The 20,573-nt window shown below is 58.6% G+C and carries 18 protein-coding genes, 1 riboswitch and 1 other annotated feature; of the genes, 15 read left to right on the top strand and 3 right to left on the bottom strand.

The window, feature by feature from the left end:
* Positions 1-124: 124 nt before the first annotated feature.
* Positions 125-334: a hypothetical protein gene (locus tag AC0CW1_RS03980; protein WP_488181772.1), complete on the bottom strand. Its 210-nt coding sequence runs from the start codon at positions 332-334 to the stop codon at positions 125-127.
* A 137-nt stretch (positions 335-471) separates the two neighbouring features.
* On the opposite strand from AC0CW1_RS03980, the gene AC0CW1_RS03975 reads away from it, so the two are divergent.
* From AC0CW1_RS03975 to bshC, 9 genes are all read left to right on the top strand, one after another.
* Positions 472-1,278 carry a hypothetical protein gene (locus AC0CW1_RS03975; RefSeq protein ID WP_488181771.1) on the top strand — a complete coding sequence of 269 codons (807 nt, stop codon included), beginning with the start codon at positions 472-474 and terminating at the stop codon, positions 1,276-1,278.
* 127 nt (positions 1,279-1,405) lie between these two features.
* Positions 1,406-1,645: a binding site (T-box leader), on the top strand.
* A gap of 47 nt (positions 1,646-1,692) precedes the next feature.
* The gene (locus tag AC0CW1_RS03970) at positions 1,693-2,187 is read left to right on the top strand and encodes an Lrp/AsnC family transcriptional regulator (RefSeq protein WP_488181770.1); all 495 of its coding nucleotides are present in this window, start codon (positions 1,693-1,695) and stop codon (positions 2,185-2,187) included.
* Positions 2,187-3,371 (top strand): aminotransferase class I/II-fold pyridoxal phosphate-dependent enzyme, encoded by a 1,185-nt coding sequence (locus tag AC0CW1_RS03965; RefSeq protein ID WP_488181769.1) that lies wholly within the window; start codon positions 2,187-2,189, stop codon positions 3,369-3,371. Before AC0CW1_RS03970 ends, AC0CW1_RS03965 begins: the two co-directional genes overlap by 1 nt.
* Positions 3,372-3,385: 14 nt before the next feature.
* Positions 3,386-5,047, top strand: coding sequence for an MBL fold metallo-hydrolase RNA specificity domain-containing protein (locus AC0CW1_RS03960; protein WP_488181768.1), 1,662 nt, complete (start codon positions 3,386-3,388; stop codon positions 5,045-5,047).
* Between the two features lie 73 nt (positions 5,048-5,120).
* Positions 5,121-5,303: a DUF362 domain-containing protein gene (locus tag AC0CW1_RS03955; protein WP_488181767.1), complete on the top strand. Its 183-nt coding sequence runs from the start codon at positions 5,121-5,123 to the stop codon at positions 5,301-5,303.
* 121 nt (positions 5,304-5,424) lie between these two features.
* Positions 5,425-5,652, top strand: coding sequence for a FeoA family protein (locus AC0CW1_RS03950; RefSeq protein WP_488181766.1), 228 nt, complete (start codon positions 5,425-5,427; stop codon positions 5,650-5,652).
* A 23-nt stretch (positions 5,653-5,675) separates the two neighbouring features.
* A complete protein-coding gene (gene selA, locus AC0CW1_RS03945) occupies positions 5,676-7,172 on the top strand; it encodes an L-seryl-tRNA(Sec) selenium transferase (protein WP_488181765.1) in 1,497 nt (498 codons plus the stop codon).
* A 29-nt stretch (positions 7,173-7,201) separates the two neighbouring features.
* Positions 7,202-8,257 (top strand): selenide, water dikinase SelD, encoded by a 1,056-nt coding sequence (gene selD, locus AC0CW1_RS03940; RefSeq protein WP_488181764.1) that lies wholly within the window; start codon positions 7,202-7,204, stop codon positions 8,255-8,257.
* 16 nt (positions 8,258-8,273) lie between these two features.
* On the top strand, positions 8,274-9,914 hold the full coding sequence (gene bshC, locus AC0CW1_RS03935; protein WP_488181763.1) for a bacillithiol biosynthesis cysteine-adding enzyme BshC: 1,641 nt from the start codon (positions 8,274-8,276) through the stop codon (positions 9,912-9,914).
* Between the two features lie 111 nt (positions 9,915-10,025).
* Here the strand turns inward: bshC and AC0CW1_RS03930 are convergent, their stop codons facing one another.
* Positions 10,026-10,793 (bottom strand): cell wall hydrolase, encoded by a 768-nt coding sequence (locus tag AC0CW1_RS03930; protein WP_488181762.1) that lies wholly within the window; start codon positions 10,791-10,793, stop codon positions 10,026-10,028.
* Positions 10,794-10,799: 6 nt separating this feature from the next.
* Positions 10,800-10,964: riboswitch (cyclic di-AMP (ydaO/yuaA leader) on the bottom strand.
* 201 nt (positions 10,965-11,165) lie between these two features.
* Here AC0CW1_RS03930 and AC0CW1_RS03925 point away from each other — a divergent pair.
* The 6 genes from AC0CW1_RS03925 to AC0CW1_RS03900 all read left to right on the top strand — a co-directional run bounded on the left by AC0CW1_RS03925 (position 11,166) and on the right by AC0CW1_RS03900 (position 17,919).
* Positions 11,166-12,887, top strand: a complete 1,722-nt coding sequence (locus tag AC0CW1_RS03925) for a sigma 54-interacting transcriptional regulator (RefSeq protein WP_488181761.1) — start codon at positions 11,166-11,168, stop codon at positions 12,885-12,887.
* 132 nt (positions 12,888-13,019) lie between these two features.
* Positions 13,020-13,592: a cell wall hydrolase gene (locus tag AC0CW1_RS03920; RefSeq protein ID WP_488181760.1), complete on the top strand. Its 573-nt coding sequence runs from the start codon at positions 13,020-13,022 to the stop codon at positions 13,590-13,592.
* A 51-nt stretch (positions 13,593-13,643) separates the two neighbouring features.
* Positions 13,644-15,158, top strand: coding sequence for a germination protein YpeB (gene ypeB, locus AC0CW1_RS03915; RefSeq protein ID WP_488181759.1), 1,515 nt, complete (start codon positions 13,644-13,646; stop codon positions 15,156-15,158).
* A gap of 209 nt (positions 15,159-15,367) precedes the next feature.
* The gene (gene pduL / locus AC0CW1_RS03910; protein ID WP_488181758.1) at positions 15,368-16,090 is read left to right on the top strand and encodes a phosphate propanoyltransferase; all 723 of its coding nucleotides are present in this window, start codon (positions 15,368-15,370) and stop codon (positions 16,088-16,090) included.
* Between the two features lie 40 nt (positions 16,091-16,130).
* Positions 16,131-17,111 carry an NGG1p interacting factor NIF3 gene (locus tag AC0CW1_RS03905; RefSeq protein WP_488181757.1) on the top strand — a complete coding sequence of 327 codons (981 nt, stop codon included), beginning with the start codon at positions 16,131-16,133 and terminating at the stop codon, positions 17,109-17,111.
* 217 nt (positions 17,112-17,328) lie between these two features.
* A complete protein-coding gene (locus tag AC0CW1_RS03900; RefSeq protein WP_488181756.1) occupies positions 17,329-17,919 on the top strand; it encodes an ANTAR domain-containing response regulator in 591 nt (196 codons plus the stop codon).
* Between the two features lie 145 nt (positions 17,920-18,064).
* Here the strand turns inward: AC0CW1_RS03900 and AC0CW1_RS03895 are convergent, their stop codons facing one another.
* Positions 18,065-20,257, bottom strand: a complete 2,193-nt coding sequence (locus AC0CW1_RS03895; RefSeq protein ID WP_488181755.1) for a transglycosylase domain-containing protein — start codon at positions 20,255-20,257, stop codon at positions 18,065-18,067.
* Positions 20,258-20,573: the final 316 nt, after the last annotated feature.

The following is a 20,573-nucleotide window of genomic DNA, read 5'->3' as shown; positions in this document are numbered from 1 at the left end:
AATCAACGGGGCAATAAACAAGGGCTGACAGCAAAGGTCAGCCCCTTTTTTCCATTTTTCCTTTGTCTCTCGGCCTTATCGGCCTTCGCTACCTCACTCTCCCGCATTAAAAAATTTTTTCCGGTCAACCAGCGCGATTGCGCAGCTTTTCACGCAACCGGTCCACCTGGGCGGCGAAAAGCTCCAAACGCCGTTTTTCCGTCTCTGCGTTGTAATGACCGGATTCCAGATCCAATGTGGCGATCAACTTCGCATAAAAGAGTTTATCGTCCAAGGTCATGTTTCGGCTTTGAAAATACTTGTCGATCCGGTACAAAACTTGATCTTCTTGCATTATGGCCACCTCTTTCGCTTTCGACTATACCCTATAATCGTATGCCTCTGTCGACAAAGCTAGAACCGTTCTACCTTGTTTGTCTGCTGCATAAATTTTACAGATGAACAGCCGACGGACAGGGAGGAGGACCGGTCTTGCACATACAAGAACAGCGCAAACTGGAGCAGCAGATCCTCGGCTTGCTCGACCAACTGATCGATGAGGCGAGCCAGGTTAGCATGCTCGTGGGCCCTTACCGGGAGGAACGTTTTGAGGAAGGCGCGCGTCTGACCGCTCGTCTGGCGCTGCTCTGCGAGTTGCTGGTGGAGGGACGCCGGGAATACGTGGAACCGACAATGCGCCAACTTTTGCAGCAAAAACTCCCCCAGCCGGCTGTGCTGCGCAGTTTTGGCGAGTTCCAGCGCATACTGGAGGACTACCTGAAAGCCGGCATCGCTCGACGGCAGGCGGAATGGAACGGCGGGATTGTCGCTGAAGGTGACCCGGCGCCGGTGGTCGTAAGGGAGTTAGCATGGAAAGAGTCGGCGACGACCGCCTCTGACCAGACTGCTCTCGTCGAGCCAATGGTTGACGAGAACCCATTAGCGGTGCCAATGTCACCGCAAGCGCGCCCCGATGCCCCCATCGCTCCTCGCAAAGCCTCTGCCTTAGAGACGGAACAGGAAGAAAAAGAAGCTGGTAAAAACATCGTTATGCGCGCCCTGCAAGATGTATACCCCCAGGCTGAGGTCATCGCCGGCAGCCCGCCCGGCCTTACTGGCATCACCGCCTATGTGCCTGCCAAAGGTCTGGCCGTCTGCTGCGACGTGGAAGTGAAGCGGACGAGTCGCCTCGACTTCGTCTGCCGGCAACTGGGTCTTAAATTGGTTTATATCCCTCCAACGGACATGCACAGCCCCAGCCGCTTGAAGCGCGCCCTTCTGCGCACGGGAATTCGCTGATCAGGCAGGTCTGTCGATTCGGTGAATCCGTAGATCCAGAGGACCGCCGATCCGCGAATAGGCTGATTTTTTCCTTGACCCTTTTGCCGAGACGGTGTAAAATATGAATAACTTTGGAATCTTAGGTCCAATGGTGATGATGGGGAAGAGTAACCGTTTCATCCGCGCAGACAGCGAACCGGGGTTGGTGGGAGCCGGGCTGGCGGAAACGGTGAATGCCACCCTTGAACTGCAACCTGAGCCGCCGGCATCATATGCTGGTGGGGTAGGGGATGCCGGGTTTCCTCCGTTATCGGGAAATTGAGTGGACCGGCGCATGTCGCCGGTAACCAGGGTGGTACCGCGAAGCCAGGCCTTCGTCCCTTTTTGTGGACGAGGGCCTTTTTTGTCGAATAAAAAAAGGAGTGACGTACCATGGAAGCGGAAGCCAAGAAGCAAATCCTCGACATCCTCCAGGAAGACTGCCGGAGGAGTCCCGAACAGATCGCCCTCATGCTGGGCCTGGAAGCGGAGGCTGTCAAAGCCGCCATCGCCGAGATGGAAGAAGAGCGCCTCATCGTTAAATACCCGGCCCTGATCAACCCGGAAAAACTGGGCGACGACACAGTCACCGCCATGATCGATGTGAAGGTCGTCCCCCAGCGTGACCTGGGCTTCGATCAGGTGGCAGAGCGCATCTACCGCTACCCGGAAGTGCGTTCCGTCTTCCTCATGTCTGGCGGCTATGACCTCTCTGTCGTTATTGAGGGGCGGACGATGAAGGAAGTGGCCCTCTTTGTGGCCCAGAAGCTGGCCGTTCTCGAACACGTCCAGTCGACGGCGACCCATTTTGTCCTCAAGCGATACAAGAAAGACGGCGTCATCTATGACGAGAAGCCGGAAGACAATAGATTGCAGGTGAGCCCGTGATGAAACCATTCAATGATTATATCAACCCGGTGATCCTCGACCTGCCGCCCTCGGGGATCCGCCGCTTCTTCGATCTGGTGGCCAACACGAAGGGCGTCATCTCCCTCGGTGTCGGCGAGCCGGACTTCGTCACCCCCTGGCATGTGCGCGAGTCCTGTTTTTACGCCCTGGAACGAGGCTTCACCATGTACACCTCCAACTTCGGCACGCCCGAACTGCGCAAGGAGATTGCCCGCTTCATCCAACGTTCCTACGGTGTCGATTATGAACCCCTTTCGGAGATCCTGGTCACCGTCGGCGCCTCCGAGGCGGTCGACCTGGCCATGCGGACGCTGCTTTGCCCCGGCGACGAGGTGCTTGTCCCTGAGCCGAGTTATGTCTCCTATTCGCCGACCGTCACCATGGCCGGCGGCGTCCCCGTCGCCGTACCCACGTACGTGAAGGACGACTTCCAGTTGACTGTCGACGCCTTAGAGAAAAAAGTGTCGCCGCGCACGAAGATGCTTATTCTCTGTTATCCGAATAATCCGACAGGTGCTATCATGACCCGCCCCGAATTGGAAGCCATCGCCCGATTCGCCGAGGAGAGGGACCTGATCATCCTGGCCGATGAGATCTATGCAGAACTGACCTATGAAGGCCAGCACGTCTGTTTCGCCGGCCTGCCTGAGATGCGCGACCGCACCGTGCTGATCAACGGCCTGTCGAAATCGCACGCCATGACCGGCTGGCGTATCGGCTATGTTTGTGGGAACAAGGATTTTGTCGCTCAGATGACGAAAATACACCAATACACCATCCTCTGCGCGCCGATCATGGGCCAAATGGCCGCACTGGAAGCGCTGCGCAACGGGGACTTGGAAAAGTCGCGCATGGTGACCCAATACGACCAGCGCCGCCGTTTCGTCGTCGCCCGATTCAACCAGATGGGGCTGACCTGTTTCAACCCTCGAGGCGCTTTTTACGCCTTCCCCAACATCACCGCCACCGGCCTTTCCAGCGACGCCTTCTGTGAGCAACTGCTGGCTGAGGAAAAAGTGGCCGTCGTGCCTGGCACCGCCTTCGGCGCCAGCGGAGAAGGCTTTATCCGCGTCTCCTACGCCTCATCGATGGCGAATCTCACGGCCGCCCTGGACCGGATCGAGGCCTTTGTCCAGCGCTGCAAGAAACGGCTGGCGTCCTGAAAGGAAGATGCCTGATGAAACTCCGCTTTTTGGGAGCCGCCCAGACAGTCACCGGTTCCTGCTACCTCATTGAGACAGGCAAAACGAAACTCCTCGTCGACTGCGGACTCTATCAGGGCCCTAAGGAGATCAAAGAGCGGAACTACGGCGACTTTCCCTTCAACCCGGCCGAGATTGATTTTGTCCTGCTAACCCATGCCCATACGGACCACTCGGGACTGCTGCCCAAGCTGGCTCGTCTCGGCTTCAAGGGGCAAATCCTGGCCACGACGCCGACCATCGACCTCTGCAACATCATGCTGCCTGATTCGGGCCACATCCAGGAGATGGAGGTGGACCGGAAAAACCGCAAAGCCTCCCGGTCAGGCAAACCCCTCTTGCAGCCCATCTACACCGTCCGCGACGCCGCCGAGACGATGAAGTATTTCCGGCCTGCCGGCTACCGCGAGACCATCCAGTTGACCCCGGAGATCCAGGTGCGTTTTCAAGATTCCGGCCACATCCTCGGTTCAGCTTCTATCGAGATCTGGGTGACCGAAGCGGGGAAGGAGGCTAAAATCGTCTTCTCCGGCGACCTGGGCAACACTAACCTGCCCATCGTCAACGAGCCGACGACCATCGCAGACGCAGACTACATCGTCGTCGAGTCCACCTATGGTGACCGCGACCATGACCGCAGCCGTCCCCGTCTGGATCTGCTCCGGGAGGTCATCCAGGAGACCTATGACCGGGGCGGCAAGCTGCTCATCCCCTCCTTCGCCATCGAACGCACCCAGGACCTGCTCTACGAGTTGGCCCAACTGTTCCAGCAAAAGCTCGTCCCCGATATGGACATCTACATCGACAGCCCGCTGGCCATCGCCGCCACGGAAGTCTTTATGAAAAACATGTACTACTTCGATGACGAGGCCAAGGGCTTTTTTACCGCCAACAACGGCGTCTTCGCCTTGCCCAACCTGCACTACTCCCGCCGTGCCGAGGAATCTATCGCCCTCAACAGCCTGCAAGGACGGGCGATCATCATCGCCGGATCAGGGATGGCTGACGCCGGACGGATTAAGCACCACCTCAAACACAACCTTTGGCGTAAAGAGACGACGGTGCTCTTTGTCGGATTCCAAGCAGAAGGCACCCTCGGGCGCCGTTTACTCGATGGGGAAAAACAGGTCCGCATCCATGGCGAGGAGATCAGCGTCCAGGCCAACATCCGCAATGTGCCCGGCTTTTCCGGTCATGCCGACCGGAGCGGCCTGCTTGACTGGTTGAAGCATTTCAAGCACCCGCCGAAAAAGCTCTTCATCACCCACGGCGAACCGAAGTCCATGGAAAACTTTGCTGAACGGGTCCGTAAGGAGTTGGGCTGGAAGACCCATATCCCCGGATGGCAGGAGGAAACGCTTCTCATTGGTGAACAGCCCGTTGCGGCGCCGACAGCGGCCGGAACGGCGCCGATGCCGACCACCGTATTGCCCTCTGTGGGCGATCTGGTGACGCCGGAGGCGGCGGAACGGGCCTATCTGCAGTTGCGCATGCTACTGCGCGAACTGGTGGAAGAAGAGATGGATCGCCGCGAATACGCCCGCCTGCTGGAACGCTTCAAAGAACTGGAGAAGGTCATCCTCTCCATGCTGGGGCGGCCCGTCAACGGCGCCGGCGATGGCCGCGCCGCAGGATAAGCAGACTGTCCGAATCGTGACGGTATAGGGAAGGAACTCCTCTGGACAAATTATGGTATGGAGGTGAACCTGAATGACCCATACCATCAACGACGACTGTGTCAACTGCGGCGCTTGCGCTCCCGAATGCCCGACGAACGCCATCAGCGAAGGTCCTGACAAGTACATCATTGATGCCGACAATTGCATCGATTGCGGTAACTGTGCCGATGTCTGCCCGGTCGGCGCCCCCCGTCCGGAAGGAGACCAAAAATAGAGTCTCTGCACAAAAACCTTCCCTGCTGTTGCGCGGGGAAGGTTTTTTACCCTGTTGCCAAGCTGATCCGGGGAGAGTACAATGGGACTGACAATCATTTGCATTCAGGGGGCTGTATCCCATGCGACTCTCCCTCGACCGGGTCAAAAGAGGCCAGCAGGTCGTCATCCGTTCCCTCCCTGACGAGAAGATCCGGGCGCAGGCCATCCGTTTCGGCATCGCCGAAGGCGCAGAGGTGGTCTGCCAGGAGATCATCCCCGCCGGCCCCATCGTCATCCGCAAAAACAAACAGGAAATTGCCATCGGGCGTGACCTGGCCCGGCGAATTGATGTAGAACTGGTCAGTTGAACTCCTCTGTATCGGGGGATGCCATGAACCTGGAGCAAGCGATCGCGGCATCTCTCCGCCGCCTGCCTGCTGTTCATCTGGTGGCGGCGAGAGCTGAACTCCGTGAAACCTTAGATACCTATGGGCCGGAGCGATTGGTGGGGGCGATTCAGGCCTGCCTGAACAGAGTGCGCCAGGAAATCCGCAGCGCCCCTTCGCTCAACCTTATGGAACAGATCGATGTTACAATGGAAGGCATCGTCCAGTCCGTACAGGTATTGTTGGACGCTCAAGAACTGCCCCGGCTCCAGCCGGTGATCAACGCCACCGGCGTCATCTTGCATACGAACCTGGGCCGAGCGCCCCTGGCTGCTGAAGCCCTGTCTGCCATCCAAGCTACCGCGTCAGGCTACACGAACCTGGAATTCGACCTGTCCACCGGCAAGCGGGGGGAACGCTACGACCATGTGCAGGACCTGCTTTGCCGTTTGACCGGGGCCGAAGCGGCCCTCGTCGTCAACAACAACGCTGCCGCCCTCTTGCTCGTCCTCACCGCCTTGGCCCGGGACCGGGAGGTTATCCTGTCGCGGGGAGAGATGATCGAGATCGGGGGCTCTTTTCGCATCCCCGACGTGATGCTTCAGAGTGGCGCCCGGCTCGTCGAAGTGGGAACGACCAACAAAACCCGCCTCGCCGATTACGCACGTGCTATTGGAGAGCATACGGGACTGCTGCTGAAAGTCCATCCCAGTAACTACCGGATCATCGGTTTCACCGAGACGACAGCACGGGAAGAACTGGTCCGCCTGGGGCAGGAACGGGGCATCCCTGTTGTCGAAGATCTGGGTAGCGGAGCGCTGTTCGATGCAAACGGTTCCGGCTGCTTCTTCGGGGAACCCACCGTGCCTCAAGTCATCCACAGCGGCGTCGATGTGGTCACCTTTAGCGGCGACAAGCTTCTCGGCGGCCCTCAGGGAGGGATCATCGTTGGCAAGAACGAATGGATCGCCAGGATCGCCAAACACCCCCTCATGCGGGCGCTGCGTGTCGATAAATTGACCCTAGCCGCCCTGGAAGCGACCCTTCGCCTCTACCTGCGTCCAGAAGCGGCCCGCGAAAAAATCCCCGTCCTCCGGATGCTCCACCGTAATGTCGAGGAAGTTCGCGATGCGGCGGAAAGGCTTGCCGCATCGCTGCGCGCTAACCTGATTGCAGGCACAGCAGCGACTTTCTCATCCACATCGGCGCAGACCGTTGAACAGCCAGCCCAGGTGGCGGTTTCACCAGGAGAAAACTGCCCTATCCGAGTCGAAAAGAGCTCGGCCCAGGTCGGTGGAGGCGCCCTGCCTGAACTGGCGCTCGCCAGTTGGGCCGTCGTGATCAGGCCGCGAAAAAGCGCTCACCAGATGGCGGAAGACCTGCGCCACGGCGAGATCCCCGTCCTGGGGCGGGTGCAGTCGGATGAACTCTGGCTTGATCTGCTGGCCGTTGCTTCAACGGAAATCGAAAAGCTGCCCCGCCTTGTGGCGGCTGTCTACTAAGCAAAAACGTACGGAAGGGAGGGACTGCCATGACCTTGGAACCGATTCGCCTGACGGCGATGTCCAGCAAGGCTGGGTGAGCAGCCAAAATCGGTCCTGCGGACCTAGCCCAGGTCTTGGGCTACTTGCCTCCAAAAACGGACGATACCAACCTGTTAGTCGGCTTGGAATTCAGTGATGACGCCGGTGTTTACCGGCTGACGCCGGATCTGGCGCTCGTGCAGACAGTCGACTTCTTTACGCCCATCGTCGACGATCCCTACCTGTTCGGACAGATCGCCGCCGCCAACGCCCTCTCTGACGTCTACGCCATGGGCGGGCGTCCGGTGACAGCCCTGAATCTAGTCGCCTTTCCCGCCAAAACACTGCCCATGCAGGTCCTCGGCGAAATCATGCGCGGCGGCGCCGACAAGGTACGTGAAGCCGGCGCCGTTCTGCTCGGCGGTCATTCCATTGAGGACAAGGAACCGAAGTACGGCCTAGCGGTCACTGGCGTCGTCCACCCCGACCGGGTCTGGACGAACGGCGGCGCCCGCCCAGGCGATGGTCTGATCCTGACCAAACCGCTGGGCATCGGCATCATCTCGACGGCCATCAAAAACGGCAAAGCCTCCCCGGAAGCGATCGCGGCCGCCACAGAGGCGATGGCAACCCTCAACAAGACGGCGGCAGAGGTCCTCTCCGACTTCTCTGTCGGCGGTTGCACCGACATCACGGGTTTCGGCCTCCTTGGCCATGGCATGGAGATGGCCCGGGCCTCCGGCTGCAGCCTCCTGATCCGCGCCGGCGAGGTGCCCATCATCCCCGAGGCCCGCGACTACGCCATCGCCGGCTATGTCCCCGGCGGTTCCAAATGCAACCTCTCTACCGTCTCGACGCACCTCCGCCTGGCGGCGGACCTCCCGCCTGAGACAGGCATCCTGTTGGCTGACGCCATCACCTCTGGCGGCCTGCTCGTCTCCCTTCCGGAAAAAGAGGTGGAAGGGGCGATCGCCGCGCTGCGCCGAGCCGGCGTGACCGGCGCCCGTGTGATCGGCCGCGTGTCCGGCGAAGCGCCGGGAACCATCACTGTTTTGTCGGAATAGGAAAGAAGGGTCAGCCTTGCCTTTCACACGGACCGGTTCCATATTTTCAGGACTCGCAGGCGCCTATGTAAAAAGGGAGGCCCAGGTGGTCTCCCTTTTTCCCTACGCCTACCCTGATGACGACGCCCTGGCGCTCCGCGCGCGCCGGGTTGCCGCAAAAGACTCATACCCCCGCTCAGCCTTAGCGGCCTTGCTGGAGGGATACCAGCGGCGCTTGGCGGAACTGGCGGGCCTGGAAGGGCCGAATCGAGCCGCCGACCAGGCGCGCCGCCTGGCTGATCCAGGTAGCCTGGCCGTCGTCACAGGCCAGCAAGCGGGGCTGTTTACAGGTCCCCTATACACTGTCTACAAAGCCATCACCTGCATCAACCTGGCCCGGCGGCTAGAGGCGCAGACTGGACAGCCCGTCGTGCCCCTTTTCTGGGTCGCCTCGGAGGATCATGATTTCGAGGAGATCTCCCATGTCCAACTTCTCCAGGGGGAAAAAGTCTCCTCTGTCGCCGTGACCGCTCGCCTAGAGGAGGATCGTTTTGCCGTCGGCCACCGCGCCTTGCCGGAAGATCTGGCTCCCGCTGTGGAACAGTTTCTCTCGTTGATGCCGCAGAGCGAACATAGACTGCCCTGGCAGGAGACGTGGCAGCGCCTGCTGACCGGCCCCGCCGGATTGCACGAACACTTCGCCGCGCTGATGCACCGGCTGCTGGGCCCTTACGGTCTCGTCATCGTCGATCCGCTCCTTCCCGGACTGAAGGAACTGCCGGAATGGGCCGCTTTCTTCACGGGGGTCCTCAAAAACAACGCTGCCCTGGGCGAAGGTCTGGCCCAAGGCGTCCGGCGGATCCGGGAACTGGGGTACACGCCTCAGGTGGAAAAGGGCCCAGAAGAGACGAACCTCTTTTTCTTTCATGAGGGCCGCCGGTTGCCCCTGGTCCATGACGGAGCAGGTTTCCGGCTCCGGGGCGCTGATGTCGCCTTCACCCGCGATGAACTGCTCGATCTGGCCCGTCGTGAGCCAGCGCATTTTTCCGCCAATGTGGTCACACGCCCGCTTTTGCAGGATACGCTCCTGCCCACGGTCGCCTATGTGGCCGGCCCCGGCGAGATCGCTTACTTCGCCGCCTACCGTGATGTCTATAGGGCCATGGATATGGGAATGCCGCCCATCGTTCCCCGGCTGAGCGCTACCCTCGTGGAGGGATTTGTAGAGAAGCTGTTCCATCGCTACGACCTGTCCTTCGCCGAAGTTCCCTCAATGCTCGAAAAACGATTGAAAGAAGAATTGGCCGCCCAGGACGAACTGGGCATCGACGATCTCTTTGAGCGCCTGGAATCGAGAGTCCGGGAGGCTTACCTGCCGGCTATTGAGCGCATCGCTAACTGGGACCGCCAGACGGAAAAACTGGCCGAAGAGAACCTGGCTCGCGTCATTGCCCAGGCGCGCTTCCTGCGCCAGAAGGTCGAGCACCGTCACCGCCAGCGCTGCCAGGACACGCGGAGTCACTTCCGAAAGTTGGAACAACACCTCTGGCCGGGCGCTCCGCAGGAGCGGGTCTACAACATCTATCCCTACCTGTTAAAATACGGCTCCACCCTCATCGAAACGCTCCTGGAGACGCCTGTCGAATGGCTCGACTCCCATTGTCTGATCCGGTTCTGACTTATCGGTGCTGATCGAAGAGAAGGAAAAAAGCCGCACCGGTCATTCAAAAACATCCGGCGCGGCCTCTCTATATACTTTTTAATTTTTTATATCAAGTTAGCATTCAAATTACATAGCGAAGAGATGGTTGCCGATCTTGGTGGTGATCACCCGATTGCGCATCCAGCCATCGGAAGATTTGCCGGGATTGAAGAAGAAGAGGGCGCCTTTGGAGGGATCCCAGCCAGCCAGCGCATCCTGAGCCGCCTTTTGGGAGAGGGTGCTCGCCGGGCGGTTAATCATCCCGTTTTTCACTGGTGTGAACTGCCAGGGATCATAGATGACGCCAGCGACAGAGGCAGGGAACTTGCCGCTCTTTGTCCGGTTGAGCACGACGGCGCCGACGGACACCATGCCTTCATAGGGCTCTCCGGAGGCTTCCGCCTCGATCAACCGGGCCAGCAGGTCCACGTCAGATTGGCTGACGCCGCTGTTCGCGCTCTGGTTTTGACGGCCGATCCCTGTGGGCACCTTGAGGACCTGATCAGGACGAATCTCATCAGCGGTCAGTCGGTTCAGTTCCTTAATGGCCCAAGTGGAGGAGCCGAAACGGTTGGCGATTAGAAAGAGACTGTCGCCCGATTTGACGGTGTAGGTAAAAACGTCAGGGATGTTCAGCACTTTGCCGGAGGTCAGGTTGCTGGGATCGACCTTGTTGGCGCTCTGAATCAGGGTCCAGGGAAGACCGAAGCGCTGTCCCAACGAATAGAAGCTGTCACCCGGTTGGGTTGTGTACTGCCATGCATGGGCCGGGGTTACAGCGGCGCCTCCCCAGAGCAGGAGGGTAAAAGCTGCCGACAGCATCCCGGCGCGCAGCCAGGAACGACGGAAGACCATGAAAGCAATCATCCTTTCCTACGCCTTCGGAGTTAGCTGACGGGTTGGGCCAGAAAGGTTGGCCCTCTTCCGAAGAAGATTCACCCCTCGCAGTCGGCAAGCGACTGCGGAACGACCAGTGATGGTCGCGGTTCCTCCGTACCCCCTTTGGGGATTCGGCGCTTTATTTTTGATTCTCCGCAATTATACCGACCTGGACAGGCCCTGTCATGACGATCATTCTTCCTCCAGCGGAAGAGTCTGGACGGTTTGCCAACTCCTTCGACCCCGTGACAGCAATGTAGACACTGTGTCCAAAGAATATGGCAGTTCAGAAGGAAAATTGCCCAATATGTAGAAATATCAGAAAAATACGAAAAGGAGGTGTGCCTTGTGCAACAACGAGATGAAATCGTCACCCAGTTGTTCAACTGGGTGGCTATCATTAATGCTTCCCACAACCCGATTATCGCCACAGACCATGAGGGACTGGTGCGCGTCTTCAACAAGGCCGCCTCCCGCGCCTTTGGCAAAGAGGCCCGCCATGTCATCGGTCTGCCGATCGAGGCTGTCATTCCCAGATGCCGTCTGCGCGAGACGATTCAAACAGGCCAACCCCTGACCGGCTTGCGCTTCAAGTACCAGGAGCGGATCTTTTTCGTCAACCTGACCCCCATCCTGCGCAAACAGCGACTCGTCGGCGCCGTAGCCATTTTACAAGACGTGACCGAATTGGAATCGGTCGTGGAAGAACTCAACCGCGTGAAAGAACTGAAGGGCACCCTGGAGACGATTTTAGAGGCCGCTTATGACGGTATCATCGTCGTCAACGCCGAGGGCGTGATCACCATGGTCAATCAGGCCTACTGCAACTTCCTGGGATTTCGCGAGTCCGACCTGCTGGGTCGCCATGTGGCCGACATGGTCGAGGGGACGCGCATGCACATCGTCTTACAGACAGGACAGCCGGAAGTGGGCGACCTGCAGCATACCGGCGTCCATGACTACATCGCCATGCGCATCCCCATCGTCAAAGATGGACAGGTGGTTGGGGCTGTCGGCAAGATCATGTTCAAAAACGTGAACGAACTAAACGCCCTGGCCTCGAAGATCAATACCCTGCAAAAGGAGTTGAACTACTACAAGGTTGAGTTGCAAAAGTTCCGGGGCGCTCGCTACAGCTTTGAGGCCGTTGTCGGGACCAGCTATGCCATCCGGATGATCAAAGAAACGGCCCGGCGGGTGGCCCGGACCGATTCAACGGTCCTGCTCCGGGGAGAGAGCGGCACAGGCAAACAACTGCTGTCTCACGCCATTCACATCGAGTCAAATCGGAAAGAGGGACCCTTCATCCAGATCAGTTGCAGTGGCCTGGGACCGGAAGCGCTGGAGATCGAACTGTTCGGCGCCATGGGAGAGGCGCCGGCGTCGGCGTCATCGGGCAAGTATGCCCTGGCCCACCGGGGCACGTTGCACATCACCGACATCGGTGACATGCCTCTTCCAGCGCAGGCCCGGCTGGTCCGGCTGCTGCAAGGACAACTGCCCCTCGTCGACACTCCGGATGGACCGGTCACTGCCGATGTGCGGCTGATCGTCTCCACGAACCGCCATCTTGAAGAGATGGTTCGCAAAGACCTCTTCCGTGAGGATCTCTACAACCGCTTGAACGTGATCAGTCTCTTTATTCCGCCGCTGCGCGATCGCAAGGAGGACATTCCCGATCTGGTCTCTGCCTTCGTTCAGAACTTCAATCGTCAGTTCGGCTTTTCCGTGCAGAACGTGACCGGGCAAGCGATGCAGGTCCTCGTCAACTACCACTGGCCGGGAAACGTGAGAGAACTGAACTCCGTTATCGAACGGACCTTTGAACTGGTCAAAGGCGATACGATCGATGTGAGTCACCTGCCCATGCACCTGCAAAAATACATCCAGACAGACCAGATGACGCCGCAGTCGCAAAGCCTGCAGAGCCTTTTGGAACAGACGGAAAAAACAGCAATCCTGCAAGCCTTGCAGTCTGCCAGCGGAAACAAGGTGCAGGCTGCCCAAATGCTCGGAATTTCCCGCGCCGGTCTGTATCAGAAGCTGGCCAAGTACCAGATCGAAGAATAACCCTATATATGACTTAGAAGGGAAGACATTAAAAACCCCGGACCATCAGGCCCGGGGTTTTTTACTTTTTGTGAATAGGGAACTCGGGTGAGCCAAAAAATAGGGCAGACAGGCTAATAGGAGGGGAGAACAGTGAGCTATTACCACGCTTTTTTCGCTATCCTGCTGGCGGCAGCCTTCACGCTCGCCGGTTGGCAGGGCGTGAACCACCCGCTTCCAATCACCCCATGCGGCTTCTCTGCCTGGAAAGCAGGCGGTGAAGGTGTGATGAAAAGGTTCCCCCATCTGCCAGCCGCAGAAGCGGGGCTATCGGTCGCCGAAGCGGAAACGGGACGGGGCTATCCCAAACGGGGAGACGAGACGATGCTCGCCAGGGCGATCCACGGCGAGGCCCGTGGGGAACCTTATGAAGGTCAGGTCGCTGTCGGCGCTGTCATCATCAACCGGGCCAAACATGCGTCCTTTCCCAATTCGGTCCACGGGGTCATCTTTCAACCAGGCGCTTTTACCGCTGTCGACGACGGCCAGATCTGGACCCCGCTGAAACCGACCGATTCGGCCAATAAGGCGGCCCGCGATGCCTTGGCCGGTTGGGATCCCACCGGCGGGTGCATCTATTACTGGAACCCGGCCACAGCGACGAGCCGCTGGATCTGGAGCCGTCCGGTCGTCAAGCAGATCGGCAAACACTACTTTGCCAAGTGATCCGGTAGTAACTGATGTACCCTACGATTTAACCGGAAAGGATGTGCCCTTGTGAGCGAAATCCGAGATCGCGATGAAACCATCGTCGATGATCACCGTCTCATCGAGGAGACGAGCCACTTGCGCAAGGTCAAAAAGACACTCAGCGTCGTCGCCGGCCTCCTGGGGTTGACGACAGCGCTCTTCGGCTACCTCGGCTATCAACAGTATGTGCAGAACCAAGCCTACCAGATGGCTGTGGAAAACCGCTATCAGCGGGCTTTTGCTGACCTATCGAGCAACGTGGAGAACATGGAACTGGAGATGTCGCGCCTAATGGCCAGCAACTCGCCCAACCAGGCCGTCATGGGTCTCCAACAAGTCTCCCGCCAGGCCAGTGAGGCGTCGGCCAACATGGGGCAACTCCCCCTGGCGACGCTCCTCTTGAGCCGGACCAACCGCTTCGTCAACACCGTCGACGATTTTTCCACCACCCTGGCTGAACGCAAGGTCGATGGCAACACCGCCCTGACGGCGGCCGAAAAGAAAACGCTCGGCGATCTGCATCGCCAAACCACTTTCTTGCGCGATGAACTGGGCAAAATGGGTGAGCAATTAAATGCCCGCCAGGTCACCTGGGTTGCCCTGGAGAAGCAAGCCCGTCAGCAGGAACAGCAGGGGTCCAAACAACAGACGGCATTAGGCCAGTTCTGGCAACGGGTCGTCGCCGCTGTGGCCGGTCAGGGGCCGGAGACACAGGCACCGCCTATCCTGGCCAACTTCCAGTTCGTCGAAAATGAACTACAAAAGTATTCCCCTGTTGAATACGACGGCAGGCACTCCGAGCAGATCCAAGTGACGCCACGAGGGCTCGGAAGCGGCCAAATTACCCAGGAACAGGCCATCTCCATCGCCCAGTCCTGGCTTGGCCAAGGCCCCCTCGCCGGTCACCAGGTGCGGGTGACCGGGGAAGGGAAGGCCGCCATTCCCGCTTATGGGATCGGCGTCTACCCGAACGATGCCCCCAATGAAAACAAGATCGCCATGGAGATCTCCAAAACTGGCGGTCATGTGATCTGGATGCTGAAAGAACGCCCTGTCGGAACGCCGGTAATCAGCCGTGACGAAGCTGGTGACATTGCCCGGAACTACCTAAGCCGGCGCGGTTTGAACAACTTTGAGGTGACTGCCGTCGAAGAGTACCAGAGTCTGGCCGTCGTCACCCTCGTCCCCCGCGACGGCAATGTGAGCCTCTATCCGGACAAGATCAAAGTACGCGTCGCCATGGATGACAAAGAGGTTCTCGGCTATGACGCCACAGCCTATCTAACCTTCCATACCAACCGCAACCTGCCGGCGCCCAAGATCAGCCGTGAAGAAGCCCGCAAGCGCGTCGCTTCCGAAGTGGCCGTTACAGGCGACAAACTGGTGCTGCTGGCCAAGGACAACTATCAAGAAATCCTCTGCTGGGAGTTCAAGGCCGCCCGCGAAAATATGACCTACCTCGTCTATATCAACACCCAGACCGGCCGGGAGGAACGGATCTTCCGGATCATCGAGACGAACGCCGGCACCTTCGTCTTCTAACCCCAGCGCCTTCGATTGCATCGGGAGCGAAAATTCCTCCAAAGACACGCCCCAACCAATAAGCGCCGACCTCCGTTTCCTATCGCAGCCTCCTTGTTGCAGGCAGACCAGACGTCTGCCTGCAGTTCCTTTCTATTGGGTCATTTACCCTCCCCTGGAACGTATGGTATAAATGATGTAGTGGAAATCCAGCGGGAGGAGGCCCCCCCATGCGCATTACCGTCGGTGTATCCGCCAGGCACCTTCACCTCAGTGACGAACACCTAGAGATCCTCTTCGGTCAGGGCTACCGTCTGACCCCGAAGCGCCGCTTATCGATACCGACGCAGTACGTCTGTGAAGAGCGGGTGAATATCCGGGGACCTCGGGGTGCCATCAACAGCGTGGCCATCATCGGCCCGACCCGCGCCAAGACCCAGGTCGAGGTGACGCGAACAGACGCCGTCACCCTCGGCGTAACGCCTCCGATTCGCCTGTCAGGCGACTTGCAAGGCAGCGCCCCTGTCACGATCATCGGGCCGAAGGGCCAGGTGGAACTGACTGAGGGCCTGATCGTGGCCATGCGCCACATTCACATGACCGAAAAAGACGCCGGCGAGCTCGGCTTTAGCCACAAAGACTATGCCATGGTGATCATACCCGGAGTGCGCAGCCTCGTTTTTGACCATGTCGTCGTCCGGGTCGCCCAGGAACACACCCACACGGAACTGCATATCGACACCGATGAAGCCAACACAGCGGCCCTTACGAACGATGACGAGGTCGACCTCTTGCGTATCAACGACAAGAAGATCCGACTAGAGCAACTGATCGCCATGTTCGATGAACGCCAACTGAAACAGGTGGAGGCTTGTATCGCTGACATTGTCGCCGAAGAACGGCGCAAGGTGAGGGAGATGGAGGATATGTTGGCGCTATTGCGTCAAGAATAGCTGTCTTCTGCGTCACTGGTCTTCACGTATGAAAGGAACGATGGCTGTGCGTCTCGGAGAACTCTATCATTGGCTCGTGGCAGAGGGCATCGCCGCCGATCCGCGACCCCGCGAAGAAGTGGAGGCGCTGATGGCGGCGCGGAAAAAAGCTGTCACCGGCAGCAAAGACAAGGCGGTACGCCTGGCCGATGACGGCCAGTGGAATAACCCCTATGGGGACACACGCATCCTGTACGGTGAACCGGACAGGGAAGTGCGCAGGGTCCTCGCCGGTATCGACATCGACGGAGCGGAACTCCTGCTGGCGGACCGATGGAGAGATCGGGGCAAAGGGGTCGACCTGGTTATTGCCCACCACCCGGCAGGGCGCGCCCTCGTCCAACTCTACCAGGTGATGAAGGTGCAGGAAGATCTCCTGGCTGCCGCTGGCATCCCGATTAACGTAGCGGAAGCCCTCATGACCGACCGGGTCGAGGAAGTCCGCCGCTCTCTCTTGCCATCGAACCATCAGAAGGTGGTTGACCTGGCCCGCCTGCTTGATCTCCCCTTTCTCTGTGTCCATTCGCCGGCGGATAACAAAGTTCAGAAGTACCTCACTGAATACCTGTCAGAGGAGCGGATCGGTCCGGAAGGGACGCGGACAGTCCAGGATATTATCGACGCCCTCCTCGACCTGCCGGAGTTTCAACTCGCTGCAGGCCACGGCGTAACGCCCCAAGTGATCGCTGGAAAAGGCAAGGACCGGGCCGGGAAGATCTATATCAAAATGAACGGCGGAACATCAGGTCCGGAACAGTCGATGGAGGAACTGGTCAAAGCAGGTATCGGCACAATCGTTTGCATGCACCTGCCCGAGACGCAGCGGAAAAAAGCGGCCGAGGCGCGCCTGCGCGTCGTCATCGCCGGACACATGGCTTGCGATTCGCTGGGAATGAACCTCCTGCTGGATGGCTTGGAACGTCACGGGGTCCAGGTATTGCCCTGTGCCGGATTGATGCGGTATCAACGCGATAACGCTTAGATTATTTGCAGATATGTCAAGTTATCACAAATAACGATTGACATTCCGGGCGGTTATCTCCAATAAAAGATAGATCTTGTCAAAAAAACATTGGCAAGGTATACTCCTACTGTAGGGACAAAGGTGTCCTTTTGAGACGACGGCGTTTCCTCCGAATGACAAAATAACCGCATTCGGTCGATACGTCTTTTTATTTTTGCCGGGGGAGGGAGCGCCGTTGAACGGGTTACGCATTTTTTTGGCGATGCCGGCCGGTCCTCTTCGCGATAAGGTAAAGGATTCCCTTAGCCGGCATGGATACGTCATCATCGGCGAAGCCGTTGATGGAATGACAGCTTTGCGGTCACTGCACAAACTGTTGCCTGATCTCGTCATCATTGAAATGCAACTGCCCGCCCTGGATGGCTTGGAACTGGCCAAGCTGTGCCAGGAGGAGCAGCTTGGCGCCGTCGTCTTGCTTACTCCCTACAACCAGTTAGGCACTGTCCAACGAGCTTTGGAGACCTGGCTCTTTGAGCCGCTGATCCGCCCCATCCGCGAAGAGGCGCTGATGGCCGCTGTCGTCACCGCCCATACCCACTACATGCGGGAAGCGCGTCTCACCAAAGAAGTCTTGGAACTCAAAGAAGCCCTGGAAAAACGCAAGCTTATCAACCAGGCCAAACGGCGAATCATGGAAAAGCTCCAAATCAACGAAGATGAAGCACATCGCATCCTTCAACGCTATGCCATGAACCACCGCATCTCCAGCAAGGAGGCCGCCTCCCGGATCCTCAAGGGCTACTCCCATGATGAAGGCGCACCATGATGAAGGCGCATAAGCTAGAAACAAAGAGACGAAACAATGCAAAAACCGGCTGGGGCTTTGAAACCCGGCCGGTTTTCTATTTCTTGAAAGGGTTCCTATGTCTTTACTCGCTATGTGTCGTTCCTGGATCTTGGGCCCGGCGGCCTTAACGTTGCCCTTCCGCTCCTTGTTCCTGCTTCGCCAGCGCTGCGCTCTCTGGTTTCTGCGCCGGCAGCGGCGCTGGTGAAGCCTGTGTCCCTTGTGATTCAGGCGACTGTGGTGATTCAAGTGACCCAGGCGACTCAAGTGACGTTGGCGACTCGGGTGCGGGTGACTCTGATAACTCTGGCGATGCCGGCAACGTTGGCAAAGTCGACGATCCAGGCGACCCTGCTGCTCCTGAATTGGACGGATCGCGCGCGCCTTCCTCTGCGCCCGTTTCCTCAGCCGGCCTCGGCTCCGGCGCCGGAGTCCTGCTCCTGGCAACCGCCGGCTCAGGGGAGAAGAGTTCCGATTCCCTCGTCGGTATCCCTTCCAGGGCGCCCTCCATAAAGGCCCGGAACAGGCGGGCCGGGTAACTTCCGCCATAAACCCGATTCAGGTAATGATCACGGTCAGTTAAATCATAACCCATCCAAACGGCTGTCACCAGTTCCGGTGTATAGCCCACAAACCAGGCGTCCCGGTTTCCCTTGACGCCCTCAAAGGCGGGGACCGGCGGGAGTTCGACCGTGCCCGTCTTGCCAGCGACTGGACGGCTCAGGCGCGCTTCCTGTCCTGTACCATAGCGGACGGCATCCTGAAGCAGATTCGTGATCGCTCTCGCCGTCGAGGGCTGGAAGACGACGGTCTGGACTGCCGGCTTGACGAGGGCATTACGCTGCCCATCATAGATCTGCGTGATCGTCCGGCTTGGCCGGTAGATGCCGTTGTTGACCAGCGCGCTGTAGGCGCCGGCCATATCGAGGGGAGAAACACCGCGTTCGATCCCTCCGAGGGCGAGAGACAGGTGAGCGTCGTTCTCTGTGACAGGGAGGCCGAGGGCGCGCAGCGTCTGAACGGAACGGCGCGGCCCGATCTCGTTAAGCAACCAGACGGCAGGCACATTGATCGACTGAGCAACAGCCTGGCGCATCGTCACCCGTCCCCGGAAGACCCCGTCATAGTTGGCGGGATGGTACCCGTTGAAGCCCATGTCCTCGTCAGGCAGCAGGGAATCGGGCGTCCAGCCCTGCTCCAGCGCTGGCGCATAGACGGCCAGTGGCTTGATAGCCGATCCCGGCGAACGCTGCATCATTGTCGCCCGGTTGAAGCCACGCCTGGCCCCATAGGTCCGGCCGCCGACAAGCGCCTTCACATGACCGGAAAGGGGATCGACGCTGGCCAAGGCGCCTTCGACAAGCCTGTCGTCGTTACTGAAGGGAAAAGAATCGGCGTTAGCAAAGAGCTCTTCCGCCAGCTTTTGCACTGGCGGGTCGAGGGTCGTTTGAATGCGAAGGCCCCCGCCAAAAAGCTGGTTTTCCGAGATGCCGTGCACCTGAACAGCCTCTCGGAGCACCTCATCGACGAAAAAAGGATAGGGGTACTGTACATCCCGCGTGGGCGGTTGAGGGACCAGGCGGATAGGTTCCAGCCGCGCCCGCTGAGCCTGCTCCGGCGTAATCAGTCCGTAGCGGGACATCTGGTCGATGACGATGTTGCGGCGCTCCTGAGCGGCCTCCTGTGAAATGGCGGGGGAGAACGCACCCGGGTTTTTCGGAATTCCCGCCAACAGGGCGCATTCGCCTAAGGTCAACTCTTTCGCTGTCTTGCCGAAGTAGGTCCGCGCCGCCGCCTCCACGCCATACGCCCCTTCGCCGAAGTAGATCCGGTTCAGGTACAGTTCCAGGACGCGATCTTTGCCTATCTGCCGCTCTAGGTGATAGGCGAGATGGATCTCCTTTAACTTCCGCTGCAACGTCTTTTCCGGGTTCAGATAGATGTTCTTGATCAACTGCTGGGTGATCGTCGAGCCACCTTCCTGGATGGAACCGGCGTCGTAATTCGACTTCAGTGCCCGTAGGATGCCCTGGAGGTCGATGCCAGGATGGTCATAAAAGCGGATATCTTCCGTGGCCAAAATGGCCTGTCGCATCCGCAGTGGAATCTGGTCAAGCGGGAGGGGGATCCGGTGCTGAGGGCCGTGTAGCTCGGCGATCAGACCACCCTTTGCGTCGAGCAAGAAGGAGGTTTGGGGCGCTGTGAAATCATCGACCGAAAAGGGCGGCACGACCGTAAAGAAGCGATAAGCGAGATAGCCGGCAGCACCTCCAAGTCCAATGGTGACCGTCAAGAGGACTAGGCCGAGGGCGACCAGCAAGCGATGCCAAACTGACGGTTTTGCGGCAGCGGCCAGAGCGATCCCCTCCTTCTGAATTCAAAGAAAAGTATACAATCGATAGGGCATTAAAGAAATATAGGGGAGAAAAATCGCTTCTTTTGCTTTTTTATTTTCATGCGCTTAGGTGTAAGTACATAGGATGTGACAGGGATGCCATGGACAGACTGAAAGACGAAGTTGCTGCGTATGGAGATAATGTGTATTGAGAAGAAGCTCAGCGAAGAATCATACAACAGCGATAAAAAATAGTTGAATATGATGGGTATATCAGGGAAAAACCCGCTCAGGCGAAGGA

The organism is Heliomicrobium sulfidophilum, from assembly GCF_057715735.1.
The sequence above is the reverse complement of the archived record's forward strand: the minus strand, read 5'-3'. Positions and strand labels throughout refer to the sequence as shown.

What these genes read in the sequence shown, in the direction of transcription:
- AC0CW1_RS03965 (WP_488181769.1), top strand. Translation starts at nt 2,187, where the DNA reads ATGAAACCATTCAATGATTATATCAACCCGGTGATCCTCGACCTGCCG.
- AC0CW1_RS03930 (WP_488181762.1), bottom strand. Translation starts at nt 10,793, where the DNA reads ATGGTCTTCCGTCGTTCCTGGCTGCGCGCCGGGATGCTGTCGGCAGCT.
- AC0CW1_RS03950 (WP_488181766.1), top strand. Translation starts at nt 5,425, where the DNA reads ATGCGACTCTCCCTCGACCGGGTCAAAAGAGGCCAGCAGGTCGTCATC.
- AC0CW1_RS03980 (WP_488181772.1), bottom strand. Translation starts at nt 334, where the DNA reads ATGCAAGAAGATCAAGTTTTGTACCGGATCGACAAGTATTTTCAAAGC.
- AC0CW1_RS03960 (WP_488181768.1), top strand. Translation starts at nt 3,386, where the DNA reads ATGAAACTCCGCTTTTTGGGAGCCGCCCAGACAGTCACCGGTTCCTGC.
- AC0CW1_RS03955 (WP_488181767.1), top strand. Translation starts at nt 5,121, where the DNA reads ATGACCCATACCATCAACGACGACTGTGTCAACTGCGGCGCTTGCGCT.
- selA (WP_488181765.1), top strand. Translation starts at nt 5,676, where the DNA reads ATGAACCTGGAGCAAGCGATCGCGGCATCTCTCCGCCGCCTGCCTGCT.
- AC0CW1_RS03970 (WP_488181770.1), top strand. Translation starts at nt 1,693, where the DNA reads ATGGAAGCGGAAGCCAAGAAGCAAATCCTCGACATCCTCCAGGAAGAC.
- pduL (WP_488181758.1), top strand. Translation starts at nt 15,368, where the DNA reads ATGCGCATTACCGTCGGTGTATCCGCCAGGCACCTTCACCTCAGTGAC.
- AC0CW1_RS03905 (WP_488181757.1), top strand. Translation starts at nt 16,131, where the DNA reads ATGGCTGTGCGTCTCGGAGAACTCTATCATTGGCTCGTGGCAGAGGGC.